We start from the raw sequence: 17,523 nt of genomic DNA, 5'->3' as shown, positions 1-17,523 counted from the left end.
AATTCTGCATGTTTCTGGTTCCAATTTGCAAAATATCAGCGTATTCTGAAACAAGCTCAACATCTGAAGCTTCAAGAACTTCTGTGACAATTGGCAGGCCTGTTTCCTGCTTAGCTTTCTGAAGTAATTTCAAACCGTCAATCCCAAGCCCTTGAAATGTATATGGATTTGTTCTGGGCTTAAAAGCACCTCCTCGAAGTATGTTCGCACCATAAGATTTTACAATTTGAGCTGATTTTAATATTTGCTCCCCACTTTCTACTGCACAAGGTCCAGCGATCACAACACGATGCCCATTCCCAATTGACACTCCGTTAATATGGATTATTGTTGAATCTCTCTTAAACTCACGGCTTACAAGTTTGTAGGGTTTGAGTATTCTGAAAACATTTTCAACTCCAGGAAGAGTTTTGAAATTTGCCTCCTGCAATTTTCTATCATCACCAATTACACCGATAATTGTTCTTTCTTCACCGGTTGAGATATGCGGCTTGAGACCCTTTAAATGAATTTGTTCAATCACATTTTTAATTTGGAGGTCATTTGCATTGACTTCCATTATAATAACCATACTGATTCTCCTTTAAACTAAAAAACCCCTCTCAGTAGTTACTAAGAGGGGTATCTTGACTTGTAACTCTTAGCTCAATGTTTAAGCATAAAGTAAAAATATCCCGTGAAATAAAATAAATATTTTGTAATTTTAATTGTCTTTTTTTGTTTCATTTAACTGGAATGAAAATAAGAGTATCAAACACAAAAAGCAATAAATGAAGAAGAAAGTTTTTTTTCAGGGGGAACATGGTGCTTTTTCCGAGGAAGCAGCATTTAAATATTTTGGCAAAAATATTAATTCGAATTCGTGTTATACATTTGAACAAGTTTTCAGGTCGGTCCGAAGCACGAAATATGCTTATGGTATTATTCCAATTGAGAACTCGCTTGCGGGTAGTTTGCATCTCAACTACGATTTATTGATGAGATACAATCTGCAAATAGTTGGGGAAATTAATCACAGAATTTCACACCATTTAATTGGAATAAAGAGATCAAGAATTAAAGATATAAAAAAAATAATTTCACACCCTGTAGCACTTCAGCAATGTAAAAATTTTATAAAGACCATTAAATCTATAGATGTTACAGAAACTTACGACACCGCTGGAAGTGTGAAAATGTTAATGAAGTCTGGCTCTATTAATTCAGCGGCAATTGCATCGTATTCTGCATCAAAATTATACGGCGGAAAGATTTTAAAACGAAACATAGAGGACTATAAAGAAAACTTTACTAGATTTCTCCTACTATCTAAGAAGAAAGTGAAAACGATTGGCAAACCAAATAAGACATCAATTGTTTTTACATTAAAAAATGAATCAGGTATTCTATACAAAGCTTTAAGCGGATTTGCTATACGCGGGATTGATCTCACAAAGATTGAATCGAGACCAATCCGAGAAAGACCATTTGAATATTATTTCTATCTTGATTTTGTCGGATATATTGATGATATAAATGTAAAAAATGCAATTAAACAGCTAAGAGAATTAACCGATTATATAAAAATATTAGGTTCGTATCCAAAATTCATGAGCTAATTATCTTAACGAACCTTTCAAGTAGTTATTGAAGTAAATTTCAAAAATAGTAAGTGAAAAATTTAAAAATATTAATTTTAGTTTTGCTTTTTTTCCCTTTCATCCTGCAAAGTCAGAGTTTATATATAAATGAATTCATGGCTTTGAACAATACGACTATAAAAGATAATTTTAATTCTTATGAAGATTGGTTAGAGATTTATAATCCAAATGCTTTTTCTATCTCGATGTCTGGATATAAATTAACTGATGATCCAATTAATCCGTTAAAGTGGTTTTTTCCTGATTCATTATTCATTCCCGCTAAAGGATATTTACTTATTTGGGCATCAAATAGAGATACAGTCGTTGGAAATTTCATCCATACAAACTTTCGATTAGGTGCTTCAGGTGAATTCATAGGTTTAAGCTCACCAACAAAAATTTATATTGATTCTATCACCTTCCCAGAACAGACCGCTGATATCAGCTATGGAAGACGTCCAGATGCTGGATCAATTTGGACATTTTATCAGCTCCCAACGCCCGGAACTTCAAATGACAGCACAACTAAGCTTCCAATTCCATCACCTGATTTTTCGCATCCTTCAGGAATTTATTCATCTAATTTTCAACTCACCTTATCACATCCGATCGGAGGAGCATCAATTTATTACACAATGGATGGCTCGAATCCTTCAACCTCGAGTTACTTATATTCTTCACCAATTTCGATTAGTTCAACAAAAGTAGTTAGGGCGATCGCTTATGCAGCTGGCAGAGTTCCCAGTAGCGTAAGCTCGATATCATATATAAAACAGCCAAGCGGCAATCTCCCAATATTTTCGTTAATAACAGATCAAGCGAATTTATATTCTCCCGATTCCGGCATATTTGTGTTTTACGATTCAACGGGAGATAAATGGGAACGACCTATTTCAATTCATTATTTTAATCGTGCAAATATGACACAATTCGAGATCGATGGAGGAGTTCGTGTTCACGGAGGTGCTTCAAGGTCATTTCCTAAAAAACCGATGCGGATTTATTTTGAGTCTAACTTCACAAGTCAAAAATTGAATTATAAATTATTCAACAATAGTACTGTTGAAAAATTTGATAGAATAGTTTTGAAATCAGGCGGTAATGACATGGTGCAGGAATCCTGGAGATGGACTTTGCTCCGCGACCAACTGTTGACAGATCTCTACTCTAAAACTAGAGGATATTATTCTCATGGGAATTATGCTCAAGTTTTTTTAAATGGAACTCCGCATGGAATTTACAATCTCAGAGAACATATCAGCAAAAGTTTTCTTGATAACTACATGGGAGTGAATGATGTCGATCTTCGCAGCAGCTGGGTTGCAGATTACGGCGATAATGTTCAATGGAATACTCTTTGGAATTTCATTTGGAATAATCCAGTAATTGATTCAGCAAAATTTTCCTACTTAGAAAGTTTAGTAAATGTAAATGATTACATCGATTATCAAATTTTTGAGATTTGGGGAGGCAATGATGACTGGCCTCACACAAATTTTTATCTTGCTAAAGAAAGAAGTGCTGCTGGAAAATGGAATTGGATCCTTTGGGATACTGATAGATGTTTCAGAACTCTAAATTTTTCACCTTACAATAATTTCGATTGGGCTTTACGTGATACAGTCAGGAAAGATTTATCTTTCGAAGATGATCCAGGTAAAGTAGTCGGTACTTTAATGTTTCGGAGATTCATGACGAATCAAACTTTCAAAGATAAATTCATTGCAAGATTGACCGATCTTCTGAACACTGACTTGCAGCCTTTGAACGTAAACAGAGTTCTCGATTCTCTAAAAACTCATTTAATAAATGATATTAGTTTCGAAACTTCGAAGTGGGGAAGTAATTCAACAACATGGAATGCCAACATTGATACAGTGAGATTTTTTATTAATACTCGAGTTGATAGCATCCGAAAATATGTGCGCGATTATTTCGGTATTACCAGCATGAAAAACATCACAATAGTTAACTCAAACGAAGCCGCAGGTAAAGTAAAAATAGGTGATTTAACGATATCACATGCAAGCTGGACCGGACAGTATTTCAAAGGAGTTCGCGTTTCAGTTTCGGCACTCCCATCGGTAGGTTACAAATTTATTGGGTGGACTGACACAACTTTACCTCAAACAGCTACATTTTCGAAAACTATATCACAGGATTTCACTTTTCAGCCGATCTTTCAAGCTGAAATTCCATCGTCTGTAATTGCCGCTAATGATGTTATTATTAATGAATATTGGTTGAACGATAATGGAACAAAGTACACTTCAATTCAAAATAGAGGAATTCAAGGTTCCTGGATAGAATTATTAGTTGCTAAAGAGGGCGGAGTTGATCTTCGTGGGTGGCGCATCACGAATAATAAAACCAAAACGCAAAAAGATCCTATGATTATAAATGAGGGTTCCATAGTATTTAATCAAGTTCCGCAGTTCAGTAAAATTCCAAAAGGGACTTACATTTTACTGATTACAGAAAGCAAACCTTTAAATGATTACTATTTCCCATTAGATGATCTTGATTACTCAGACAGCAGTATGGTTCTTTACATTCGAAATGGAAACTTGAGTACGGATTTTGATCCATTCTTCCGATTAGCCGAGCATAATGATAGGATCGCTTTATTACATCCAGGTACCAGTGTTGATTTCTCGAATGACATCGGTGTGGATTTTATTTCGGAAGGAGATTCAATAACACCAGCATCATTTGGTATTTCAGTGAATGGAGTGAACTTCCTTAATCCATTAATTGGTATCGGTGATGATGATGGTGCAATTTTCGTTAATAGTGCTGTAGGAATTTACAATAACGACAATGGTATTGATCCAATTCCTGGAGATAATCGTCCGGGAATCGGTGGTTGGATTGTCGATCCTTCTAAGGAATATTCTGGCGACGATCCGGGAAATCCCTTAGCTGTAAATATATTAACTCCTGGGAAAAAGAATTTCTTTATTACTACTGGAGTCGAAACAGAAATCATCCCAACTCAATTTGTTCTGCATCAAAACTATCCGAATCCATTTAATCCAATTACTCGAATTCGATTTAGTTTACCAAAAACCGAAAATGTTGAATTGAAAGTATATAATATACTCGGTCAACAAGTTGCTGTTCTTCTGAATGAAACAAAAATTGCCGGTACACATGAAATAATTTTCAATTCTTCCGATTATAGGTTAGCAAGCGGTGTTTACATTTATCACATCACTGCTGGCGATTATAAGCAAAGCAAGAAAATGCTTTTGCTTAAGTAGATTAAAAAATAAAATCGGATTGTAATGCATGAAGAAAATTTTGGTAACTATTCTATTACTATACCCAGTAATTGTATTAGGTCAAAAAATTTATATCAATGAATTTTTAGCGATTAATAGCACAACTAATCGCGATAATTTTGGCAGATATGAGGACTGGATTGAACTTTACAATCCAAATTCTTACTCAATTTTTTTATCAGGTTATCGTCTTACAGATGATCCACTCCTTCCGAATAAATGGATTTTTCCAGATAATGTAATAATTCCTTCGAGAGGATTCGTGCTGATTTGGGCTTCAGATAGGGATACTGCTGTCGGCAATTTCCTTCACGTAAAATTTAAATTAAGCGGAAGCGGTGAATTCATTGGATTGAGTTCGCCCGTACAAACATTTGTTGATTCCATTACTTTTGGACAACAGACTGCAGATGTGAGTTATATAAGAAAAAGTGATGGAAGCTCAATCTGGCAATTTAGTCAGACTCCGACTCCTGGCATCTCAAACGATAGTCTTCATCTTGTTCCATTATCTGAACCAATTTTCTCAAGAATTGCAGGAATCTATTCGGCACCAATTTCACTCACACTAAGTCACCCTACACAAAATGTTTTGATCTACTACACTCTCGATGGTTCTAATCCAACGACTTCAAGTATTAAATATACTTCACCACTTTTTATTGACTCAACGAAAGTCGTTCGGGCGATTGCAGCAAGTTCAACTAGAAAGCCGAGTGAAATTATTTCAAGTACATATATAATTCAGCCAATTGGCAGTCTGCCGATTTTATCTCTAATAACTGATCCAAGAAATCTCACATCCCCCGACTCAGGAATTTTTGTTTTTTATGATTCCACCGGGCATGATTGGGAAAGACCGGTAACAGCACATTATTTTAATCGATTTAATAATACAAAATTTGAAATTGATGCCGGCATGAGAGTCCATGGTGGTTCATCTCGCAGTCGCTCCAAAAAATCTATGAGATTGTATTTCAAATCAAAATACGGCGAACCTAAATTGGAGTATAAGCTTTTTAATAATTCGAGTATTAAGAAATTCGATGAACTTGTAATTCGTGCTGGATCGAATGATATGAATTTGATGAGCAGCCGTTGGTCTATGGTAAGAGATCAATTGGTTACAGACCTTTACTCCAAAACCAGAGGATATTACACAAAGGGAAATTTTGCACAAGTTTTTTTGAATGGAAAACCACACGGTTTATTTAATTTAAGAGAACATATCAGTAAAGATTTCATTAAGGACAATTTAGGAATTTACAATCCAGATTTGTTGGAGGATTTCACTGAAGAATTGGGAGATAAAATTGAATGGAACATACTATGGAATTTTTTGCAGACAAATACAGTATTGGATACTGAAAAATATAAATTTGTTGAAGACCGAGTGGATATTGATAACTATATTGATTACCAAATCTACGAAATATATGCTGGCAATGAAGATTGGCCGCATCATAATATTTATTGGGTAAGAGATCGTCAGGGCGGAAAATGGAATTGCATTTTGTGGGATGTCGACAGGGCATTTAGAACTTATTCTCACAGTATTTGGAATTCTCTCGCTTGGGCATTGAGAGATACTGTCCGAACAGATTTATATTATAGCGATGCCCCTTATAAGGTTCCTGCGACAATTATTTTTAGAAGGTTAATGACAAATGACAACTTCAAAAATAAGTTTATAGCAAGATTCACTGATCTGTTAAATACTGAATTTCAGCCTGAAAATGTTATTCGCATTCTTGATTCTCTGGCTCATCATATTAATTCCGATATTGAGTTTGAAACAAAAGCTTGGGGGAGTTCATATTCCCAATGGTTAAAAAATTTGGACACTATTCGTACAAATATTAATGTGAAAATTGACAGCATGAGAAAATACATCGCGACTCAATTTGGATTCAACGGAACAAAGCCAATTATAGTGAACACTTCAGATCCATTTAAAGGAAGAATTTGGGTTAATAATCTTTTAATCCCATCCGGATCATGGAGAGGGGAATACTTCAAAGGTGTTAAGGTAACAATTTCTGCAACTCCTGCAATTGGATTTAAGTTTGTTCGATGGGCGGATACGACTCTTTCAACGAAAGCAACATTTACAAAAACAATTTCAAGTACTACAAACCTTGAAGCGATTTTTGAACCCGATACTGCCGCAATCACAATCAAAGCTAATGATGTAATCATCAATGAGTATTGGTGCAGTGACAATGGTACGAAATATCAAACTATTGGGAACCGACCAATTGAAGGTTCTTGGGTCGAATTATTAGTTACGAAATCCGGCGGTGTCGATTTAAGAGGATGGAGATTAACTATCAATGAAACAAAAACAACAAGAAATCCGCTTAATCCAAACGAAGGATCGATAGTTTTTGGAGCCGTTTCTCAATTTGCTAATGTTCCAAAAGGAACATATATATTGATTATCGCTGAGAAAAAAACACTGAACGATTATTATTTCCAAGAAGATGATTTAGATTTTTCTGACAGCACGATGATTCTGTATATTGGAAACAGAAATTTAATTCTAAATTCTGACATCTCTTTCAATTTACCTGAATTGAATCACAGCATTGCATTGCTGCATCCTGGAAAAACGGATTCTTATAGTGATGACATTGGGGTAGATTTTATCGCCGAGAGTTCAACAGTAACTCCAACTTCATTTGGCATAACAGCTAATGGTGTTAGTTTTATAAATCCTTTTTTAGGAATCGGTGATGATGACGGAGCAATATTTGCAAATAGTGCAATCGGAATTTTTAATAATGACGATGGAGTTGATCCTACACCGCACGACAGATATCCGGGCAAAGGTGGTTGGATTGTTGATCCAGCGAAAGAATTTACCGGAGATGACCCAACAAATCCGCTTCAGATTAACATCCTTACACCTGGTAAACGAAACTACTCGCTGACAACAAGTGTAGCTGGGGAAATACTTCCGACAGAATATAAGCTGTATCAAAATTATCCTAATCCGTTTAATCCATCGACTAGGATTCGTTTCAGTATTCCAAATGGGGAACATGTCCAAATCAAGATTTACGATATCCTTGGGAGAGAAATTGCAAATTTAATGAATGAATATAAATCTGCCGGTTCTTACGAAATTAACTTTGAAGCTTCGAAATATTATTTGTCAAGCGGGATTTATTTCATTCGGCTGAATTCAGGGAAGTTTGAAAGTGTAATCAAAACTATGTTGCTCAAATAACAACTCATATCTCATAGCTACCAAAAACCCGTGAGGAAAATTCCGAGCGGGTTTTATTTTTTCTTGGCTAAATTTTCCATAATTTCCGATACAAATTATACATTATGCCTATATCAACTTTATGAGGACAAAATGAATCTCAGGATAACCGTGTTGCTAGTTTTATTTCTTCCAATTATTAGTGTTGCACAAAAACGAGCATTCGAAATAGAAGATCTTTACAAACTCAAATATATCTCCGATCCACAGCTTTCACCGAATGAAAATTTTCTTGCTTACACTTTGGCCAGCTATGATCTCCCAAAAGGCAAATCGAATACTGACATTTATCTGATGAATTTATCAAACAAATCGATTAAACAATTGACACATTTCAAAGGAGCGGATTATAATCCAAGATTCTCACCAGATGGTAAATGGTTAGCATTTATATCGACCAGGTCAGGAGAATCGCAAATATATTTATTGCCGCTAAATGGAGGCGAATCAAAAAAGATTACTTCGGTATCTACAGGAATTGGAGAAATTACCTGGTCTCCAGATAGTCGATTTATTGCATTTTCAACAACCGTTTTCCCGGCATGCGGAAGTAATGATGATTGTAATAAGAAAATCAATGATTCGATGTCAGATGGAGTAATCCAGGCTCATATGGCAGACGAGCTTCTATACCGTCATTGGACAGAATATTCAGATGGGAAAAGAAGTCACATTTTTTCAGTCAATGTTGAATCGAATGAAATAAAAGATTTAACGCCTGGGGATTTCGACTCACCAATTTTTTCTCTTGGAGGTTCAACCAATTTTACTTTTTCTCCTGATGGGAAGGAATTATGCTTTGCTTCCAATCGCGACAAGTCAACTTCAGTTTCACAAGCAACGACAACGAATTCCGATTTGTGGATCCTAACTTCGGATAGTGGCGATGCAATAAACATTACACCGCTGAATAAAGCATGGGATGGTTCGCCAAAATACTCACCTGATGGAAAGTTTATTGCTTATCGAACACAATCTACACCAGGTTATGAATCTGATTTGATTCAATTAGCTTTATATAATAGAGCTGCAAAAAAAACGGAAATTGTTTCTGTCGGATTTGACAATTGGATCAATGATTTTGAGTGGAGTGAAGATTCAAGATTGATTTATTTTACCTGCGAAGAAAAGGGAGGAACTCCCTTGTATTCAATCAATCTTACAAATAAAAAAATTGCGAAAGTTTTAGATGCAAATGCCATTGATGCATTTACCGTTTCATCAATTAACAAGGCAGTCTTTCTGGTTCGCAGATCCACCTCTGAGCCTTCTGCTCTATTTTCCTTTGATTTAAATGGGAAAAAATTAAATCGACTTACATTTGATAATCAATCCTTTGAGAATGAAATAGATATTCGTCCGGCTGAAGCATATTGGACTGAGAGCAAAGACGGAACGAAAATTCATTACTTTGTTGTTAAGCCGCATAATTTTAATAGAGCGAAGAAGTATCCTGTAATTCTTAATGTCCATGGAGGTCCTCAATCGCAATGGATGGATGCATTCAGAGGTGATTGGCAAGTTTATCCTGGAAAAGGTTACATAGTTGTCTTTCCAAATCCCCGCGGCTCTACAGGTTATGGACAGAAATTTACCTCGGAAATTTCCAAAGATTGGGGAGGAAAAGTTTATGAAGATTTAATGGCTGTGATGAATGAAGTTGAAAAACTTCCGTTCGTTGATAAGGATCGAATTGGTGCAATGGGTTGGTCTTACGGCGGTTACATGATGAATTGGTTTCAAGCAAAAACAAAACGTTTCAAATGTTTAGTTTCGATGATGGGAGTTTATGATTTGCGTTCAATGTATAGTTCTACCGAAGAACTTTGGTTCCCAGAGTGGGACCTAGGTGGAACACCTTGGGACTCAAAAGATATTTATGATAAATGGTCCCCCTCGAATTATGTGAAGAACTTCAGTACACCGACTTTAGTGATTACGGGAAAACTTGACTTCCGAGTACCATACTCGCAAAGCGTGGAATACTTTACTGACCTGCAAAAAATGGGTGTTGATTCAAGACTAATCATCTTCAAAAACGATGGTCACTGGCCAAGTTTCGTAAAATCTATGCCGCTTTACTACAATGCTCATCTCGATTGGTTCAGCAAATATCTGGGTGGTGAAAAGGCACCATGGAATATGAACAAAATCATAAGAAATCAAATATTTGAATGACTGTGTTGAAATTAGCAACTTGCATTTAATAATTGATATTATCTAAGATATGTACTATTTTTGTTCGAAAAATTTAACGAAAGGAGTAAAAATTCATGAAAAAATTAATGTACCTTCTATTCGTTGCAACCTTATTTTTTACACTAACAAGTTCAAGCTGTAAAAAAGAGGAAAGTAACCCCGTCGATCCAGGTCCAACGGATTACCCGCCAAATTTTAACCTTACTGCTCAACCCGTTACTCTTGTGGGTGGTTCCGAAGGTTTAGCTTTCTACGCCTTCTGTACTTCCGATGATGTTGTGATGGTAAGTGTGAGATTAAGGAATCCGAGAGGTGAGCAGGTAACTTACAATGCTGGGAATACCCTTGTACTTAAAGATCAAGAATTCGAATGTCAAATTCCCGGAACTGGCTATTATAAATATTTGGGTACTTGGACATTAACATTTGTTGGAAATAAAGCAACTGGAACAAAATCAAGTTTTTCAGTGGCTAAATCGTTAAATGTTACTGGAAAACAGGTCCCTAACATTGGGATGAAATAAAATAAAATGCGTGAAGTGTTAATAAAACTTTAATTAATACTTCAGGTACAGCTCAAACCCTGACTTATTTGCTTCTTTAATAGCAAGAATGGTCAGGGTTTTTTTGTGAAAAATTTACAACTAGTGTAAGATAAAATGTAAGAAAAAACCTTTGACTTGGAGAACGAATGAAAATTTATACCAAAGAAGAATTAAACAATTATAATTACTCATTGACTTATGATGATATTAGTCTAATTCCTACTAAAATATCTGAACTTAGGTCAAGGTCAGACATAAAGATTGGAACCGATGTCTTAGGTCATAATCTAAACGTCCCAGTTCTTTCAAGCCCAATGGATACCGTCACTGGGATAGAAATGTGTAATGAACTTACAAATCTTGGTGCAATTGGTATCTTAAATAGATTTGATTCTTCTCTTGACTCTTTGATTAATAATGGAGATGAAAATGAAGGAATTCGGGCCGTGTCAATCGGACTTGATACAAATGAGTCGATTATAGAAAAACTTGCTGAGAAAAATTATATTATCTGCATTGACACTGCGAATGCGAGCAATACTTATGTGCTTCAGAAGACTGAGGAAATAAAGAAAAAATATTCTGTAAAAATAATAGTTGGGAACATCGCCCATGGTGCGATGCTTCAAACGCTTGTCGATTCTGGCGCCGATGCAATCCGTGTTGGAATTGGTAATGGTAGCGTTTGTACAACTTCAATACAAACGGGGATTGGGATTGGGCAGGTTTCATCATTATTAAATGTTTATTTTCAACGAGAGAAAAATAAACTCGATATAAAAATAATTGCCGATGGAGGAATAAAAAGTGCGGGTGATATTGCAAAAGCTGTTTGCCTCGGTGCTGATGCAGTCATGCTTGGTAGAATGATCGCTGGTACTAAAGAAACTCCGGGTGAAGTTATTAAGTACGGAGGTCAGCTCTGGAAAAAATATCGCGGCAGTGCAAGTTTTGGTGTTAAGCTGAAAAATGTTTTTATCGAAGGCGAAGAAACAATGGTGCCCTACAAAGGAGTGGTGAAAAATGTTATTGACAGTGTGGTAGATGGATTACGAAGCTGTATGAGTTATATGAATTGTCAAACACTCGAAGACTTAAGAGATTCAGATTCATTCGCTGTTTTGAGTAACAGTTCGTTCATAGAACGATTACCAAAATTCTAAATAGTTCAGCAAGGGAACTCTATATAATTATCTCTGGTTAAGTTAGTGCATTGTGTAATATTTGAATCGCGAATCGAAGTTTTTATAATTAAAATCGTTAGAATTCAATAAGAATTATATGAAAATATTAAATAAGAAGTTTATTTGTTATACACAAATAACATGACTTTACAGCTGAGACAGTTATGCCGAATGGAACAACTGAAGAGATTTCAAACTCTCAAAATTATATGGGAAGTATTTTTTTTTCATCCGTTGGGATTCATGTTCATATCTCCGGTAAAGATTATTACTCATTATCAACGATTGATTCATAATTCACATATAATGATTGGAGATAACTGTAATTTTAAGAATTATTTAAAGTTGTGTTATAAACAATTTCAAAATAAAAAGGAGACAATAAAATGATAGAAGATAAAGAAAAAGGGAATTGCCCGGTTACGGGAGGCAATCGTAAAGTTATGGGAGAGGGTACTCAGAACCATGACTGGTGGCCAAATCGCATAAAACTAAACATCCTACGCCAATACTCTCCCTCATCTCGTCCAGTGGAGAAAGGCTTCAGTTACAAAAAAGCGTTTAACAGTCTTGAATACGATTCATTAAAAAAAGATTTGCGTGAACTTATGACTCAATCTCAGGATTGGTGGCCTGCTGATTTCGGACACTATGGGCCGCTTTTCGTGCGATTGTCCTGGCACGCAGCAGGTACATACAGAATCGCTGATGGCAGAGGGGGTGCTAATGGAGGATTTCAACGCTTCGCTCCTTTAAATAGTTGGCCTGATAATGCTAATCTTGATAAAGCACGCAGATTGCTTTGGCCTATCAAAATGAAATATGGAAGTAGAATATCCTGGGCTGATTTGTTGGTTCTTGCTGGAAATGTTGCTATGGAGTCAATGGGATTCAAAACTTTCGGATTTGGTGGAGGGCGAGAAGACGCCTGGGAACCTGATGCAAGTATTTATTGGGGTTCGGAAACTAAATGGCTTTCAGATGAAACACGATATTCTGGTGAAAGAAACCTTCAAAATCCTCTTGCCGCTGTTCAGATGGGACTTATTTATGTTAATCCAGAAGGACCCGGAGGGAAACCTGATCCTATCGCTGCAGCGAAAGATATTCGTGTGACTTTTGCGAGAATGGGCATGAATGATGAAGAAACTGTTGCACTTATTGCAGGTGGTCATACTTTTGGTAAAGCTCACGGTCAAGGTGATCCAAAACATATGGGGCCGGAACCTGAAGCCGAAGATATTGAAGCGCAAGGCATCGGTTGGAATTACAAATACAAATCTGGCAAAGGTCCCGATGCTTTAACAGGTGGACCAGAATTAACTTGGACAACTACCCCAACTAAATGGGGGCACGATTTCTTCAAGCACTTATTTGAATACGAATGGGAACTAACAAAAAGTCCCGCGGGTGCCTATCAATGGGTAGCCAAAGATTCTGATTCTATTATTCCTGATGCACACGACCCAAAGAAAAAGCATTTACCCGGGATGCTCACAACAGATCTTTCATTAAGATTCGATCCCGATTATGGAAAGATTTCAAAAAAGTTTTATGAAGACCCAGATCTATTTGCAGATGCTTTTGCTCGTGCTTGGTTCAAATTACTCCACAGAGATATGGGACCAATATCTAGATATCTTGGGCCGGAAGTACCGAAAGAAGTTCTTATCTGGCAAGATCCGATTCCTGCAGTTGATCACAAATTAGCTGAAGAACAAGATATTGGTGAGTTAAAGAAAAAAATTCTCGTTTCAGGTCTATCAGTTTCAGAATTGGTTCTTACTGCATGGGCTTCTGCCTCAACTTATCGAAACTCAGATAAAAGAGGGGGAGCAAATGGTGCACGAATGAGATTAGAACCGCAGAAAAACTGGGAAGCTGATAATCCTCCACAGTCAGAAAAAGTACTTGGCATACTTGAGAAAATTCAAAAAGAATTTAACTCAGCACAAAAAGGGGGTAAGAAAATTTCGCTTGCTGATATGATTGTGCTTGCAGGTTGTACAGCAGTTGAAAAAGCGGCTAACGATGCCGGTTACAAAATCAAAATTCCTTTTACTCCTGGAAGAATGGATGCTTCTCGTGAACAACACGATGCTGAATCTTTTGAAGTTCTTGAACCGATTGCCGATGGATTCCGTAATTATGCAAAAGGAAAAGCCGGAGTTTGTGCAGAGCATCTTTTAATTGATAAGGCTCAGTTGCTTACTCTTTCTATTCCAGAAATGACAGTGCTTATCGGTGGAATGCGTGCATTGAAAGCTAATTTCGACAACTCTGAATATGGAGTGTTCACTACACGTCCCGGTTTGCTTACAAATGATTTCTTTGTCAATCTGCTTGATATGAGTACAGAATGGAAGGCAATAGATGATTCAAAGGAAAAGTTTGAAGGACACGATCGTAAAACCGGTAAATCAAAATGGAAAGCAACAAGAGTAGATTTAATCTTTGGTTCAAACTCAGAATTAAGAGCCGTTGCCGAGTTTTATGCTTGTCCGGATAACAAAGAAAAATTTGTTAATGACTTTGTTTTCGTATGGAACAAAGTAATGAATCTCGATAGATTTGATTTGAAAGAAAATTAACGATAATTGTGATCACACTTGTTAAGAATTTAATCAGTAGTGAGTTTATTAACTCATTTGACGGTGTAGTTTCGCTTGCTTAATTTCTTAAAGTTGAAAATGTAGAGTGCAACGCAACTAGTCGTAACTAATTTACCTCTTGGCGGAATTGCTGCGAATTGTGGATGCACTTCAGCATCATGAAAAACATAGAGAAGTTTGTCCGGCTGTCTGCAGAAAGGTGCTACAGGAATGAAGGCAACAACCGAGAGAGTTGCTTCATTCGTAGTATCAAATTCTGAAAAATTATAAAATTAAAGAGAGAGAGACTTGCAGTCTCGCAAGTCTCTCACATTAAATACTATTTAGCCCGTAAAAAATCTTCTGATAACTCATCCATTGGCATCATCAATAATGGGTAGCCATTATTTTTAATTCTCATCTTCAATAGTTGCATCTCAGCGTTTTCCTTAATTTCAAATGGGAATGGTGATGGAATCAGAGAGCCCAAATTAAACAGTGGCATTTTTGGGAATTGAATGAGTTTGTAGTCATCGCCGATTATCCCGGCTTTATCTTTGGCAATCATAATTGCTTTTTCGAGTCCGCCGAGTACATCGACTAAACCATTCATTAAACCGTCGTTTCCTGACCAGACTCGGCCCTCCGCAATTTTTGCGATTTCATCTTTTGGTTTGTTTCTTCCATTCCCAACCTTTAATAGAAATTCTCCATACATATCTTTTAATAATACCTCAACTTTAGATCTCTCCAAACCAGTTAGATTCCGATCTGGGATAGATAAATTTATGAATGGAAACGTCATTCCAAATCCGAGATCAGCATGTTCGCCACGCTTTACATAGTCCGTAGAGAATCCAATTTCTTCTTTAAGATTTTTGTTATAAAACCAGCCGCCAATAACTCCAATTGAACCCGTAATAGTATTTGGGGCGGCAACAATCGTATCTCCATACATAGAGAGCCAATATCCGCCAGAAGCAGCAACTGCACCTTGTGAAATTATTACAGGTTTTTTCCCTTTTAATTTTTTCAATGCTTCTGCAATAACGTCGCTCGCTAATGCATCACCTCCAGGTGAATCGACTCTTAATATGATTGCTTTGATTTGTGAATTACTAGCCGCAGATTCTACATCTTTAACTAGGCTTCTTGCTGATATCCCTTCGTCCATAGCACAAGCACCGAGAGCATAAATTATTCCAATCGCTGGCTTCTCTCCCCATTCATTATCTTGAGGAAGATTGAATTTTTCGAGACTGCTGATGTTTACAAATTTTTTCTTTTCTGTATTTGAATCTTTTGGTGGTTCGGATTCAACATACCAGCGGGCAAGAGAATCAACTAATCCTTTTTTTAATGCTTCTTGTGAAGTAAAGATAACTTCATTGTTTACAATCTCATCAAAATCTTTTTCAGAAATGTTTCTGCTTAATGTTATTTCTTTTCTCGCTAATTCGTAAAATTCATCAACAAGTCTTTTTCTTTGCTCACGATCTTTCTCAGACATCTTATCCCTCGATACATTCTCCATGGCCGACTTGTATTCAAAAAATCTCCACTCATCGTAACCAATACCAAGTTTCTCGAGAGCTCCTTTGAAGAAGGTTCTTCCCATTATATAACCTTCAAACTGTAGAAGTCCAATCGGGTCCATCAAAATTTTGTCTGCGACGGATGCAAAATGGTACAGATCGATGTTCGCATTGTCGATATAAATCCAAATTTCTTTTCCGCAATCTTTAAGCTCTTGAAGTTTAGTTCTAATTTCCCAAAGCATCTCTCTTGACACTTGAATTCCTGACGTATTTATGCTAAGCCCTTTTATGTTTTTGTCATTCTTAATTGCATCAAGCTGTGTTAAAATGCCAACAAGAGTTTTTGAGTTATCAAACATCTGAAATTTTTGGTATTTGATTGCTCCATTCAAATCGATTTTTATGTAATCATCTGATTCAATGAGTTTTGATAACAAATTTCTATCGTAAGCTCCAAGTCTAATTCCGTAAGTGCTGTTAACATATTTTTGATTTTTATCATAATGGGCTTGTGATGAAAATCCTAAATTCCCAAGACTCAATGAGAAGCCCACATTAAGAAATTTTGTGTCAAAATATCTTGCTGTAATTCGAACACCTGGCAGGGCTTCAACTGCGGCTCCAAAACTCCATGGCGCATTGCTGAATGTATTTTTTTGTCTGAATACATAATCCGCAAATAATGTGAGCCATTCATTCTTGAAAGGTCTAATTGCAAAATCGATCACAGCTTCTTGACTTTTGAAATCAGTTGTTGAAGTCCCGACAAAACCGAAGGATAACATCTTATTTGGGCGGATTAATGCGCCGATAGAAAAAATGTCTTCACGTTGAAAAAGATTTTTATCTCCATTCGACCAGCCGTACTGTAGTCCAACACTCATCGATCTATTTCCAAATGCCGTTGAAATTCTATAATCGTTGTTCTTTGAATTTCCAATTTTTTCTGCTGTCATGCCGAATCCGAGATTTGGCATTCCGGTGAAAAGCCCCCAATTATTAAAACTTGTAAAATCGTTTCGCGGCGGCGACCAGCTAAAGTAAATATCGAAATCGTGAAGGTAAGTTAGCGAGGCGGGATTGTCATAGCCGTACAAACCAAATTTCATGGCCCCTGGCGATGTGCTGTTAAATCTAGTAAGTTCGCTGTAATTTTGAAACCCAGTTTGGGAAAAAATTTGAATTGAAGTGAACAGAAAGGCAAAAAGAAACATTTTGAATTTCATTGTAGTTTCTCCTGATTAATGATTTAGAATTTTGATTTCATTTAACGGATTAATATATAAAAT

The 17,523-nt window shown here is 36.4% G+C and carries 9 protein-coding genes; 7 read left to right on the top strand and 2 right to left on the bottom strand.

What is annotated here, in order from left to right; translation table 11 throughout:
- Window positions 1-571, bottom strand: a 571-nt coding sequence (locus FJ213_10165; GenBank protein ID MBM4176518.1) for a 3-deoxy-7-phosphoheptulonate synthase, incomplete at its 3' end; no start/stop codon positions are given.
- 199 nt (window positions 572-770) lie between these two features.
- On the opposite strand from FJ213_10165, the gene pheA reads away from it, so the two are divergent.
- From pheA to katG, 7 genes are all read left to right on the top strand, one after another.
- Window positions 771-1,598 carry a prephenate dehydratase gene (gene pheA, locus FJ213_10160; protein MBM4176517.1) on the top strand — a complete coding sequence of 276 codons (828 nt, stop codon included), beginning with the start codon at window positions 771-773 and terminating at the stop codon, window positions 1,596-1,598.
- 53 nt (window positions 1,599-1,651) lie between these two features.
- Complete coding sequence (locus tag FJ213_10155; protein MBM4176516.1) at window positions 1,652-4,885, top strand: T9SS type A sorting domain-containing protein; 3,234 nt, start codon at window positions 1,652-1,654, stop codon at window positions 4,883-4,885.
- Window positions 4,886-4,913: 28 nt separating this feature from the next.
- Window positions 4,914-8,138 carry a T9SS type A sorting domain-containing protein gene (locus FJ213_10150; protein ID MBM4176515.1) on the top strand — a complete coding sequence of 1,075 codons (3,225 nt, stop codon included), beginning with the start codon at window positions 4,914-4,916 and terminating at the stop codon, window positions 8,136-8,138.
- 132 nt (window positions 8,139-8,270) lie between these two features.
- The gene (locus tag FJ213_10145; protein ID MBM4176514.1) at window positions 8,271-10,355 is read left to right on the top strand and encodes a S9 family peptidase; all 2,085 of its coding nucleotides are present in this window, start codon (window positions 8,271-8,273) and stop codon (window positions 10,353-10,355) included.
- 95 nt (window positions 10,356-10,450) lie between these two features.
- The gene (locus tag FJ213_10140; GenBank protein ID MBM4176513.1) at window positions 10,451-10,900 is read left to right on the top strand and encodes a hypothetical protein; all 450 of its coding nucleotides are present in this window, start codon (window positions 10,451-10,453) and stop codon (window positions 10,898-10,900) included.
- Between the two features lie 167 nt (window positions 10,901-11,067).
- Entirely contained in the window at window positions 11,068-12,084 is a 1,017-nt protein-coding gene (locus FJ213_10135) for a guanosine monophosphate reductase (protein MBM4176512.1), read from the top strand.
- A 407-nt stretch (window positions 12,085-12,491) separates the two neighbouring features.
- Complete coding sequence (gene katG, locus FJ213_10130) at window positions 12,492-14,696, top strand: catalase/peroxidase HPI (GenBank protein ID MBM4176511.1); 2,205 nt, start codon at window positions 12,492-12,494, stop codon at window positions 14,694-14,696.
- Window positions 14,697-15,036: 340 nt separating this feature from the next.
- On the opposite strand, the gene sppA is transcribed toward katG, so the two are convergent.
- The gene (sppA, locus tag FJ213_10125; GenBank protein ID MBM4176510.1) at window positions 15,037-17,460 is read right to left on the bottom strand and encodes a signal peptide peptidase SppA; all 2,424 of its coding nucleotides are present in this window, start codon (window positions 17,458-17,460) and stop codon (window positions 15,037-15,039) included.
- Window positions 17,461-17,523 lie beyond the last annotated feature (63 nt).

This window comes from Ignavibacteria bacterium (assembly GCA_016873845.1).
Classification (GTDB): domain Bacteria; phylum Bacteroidota; class Ignavibacteria; order Ch128b; family Ch128b; genus JAHJVF01.
The sequence above is the reverse complement of the archived record's forward strand: the minus strand, read 5'-3'. Positions and strand labels throughout refer to the sequence as shown.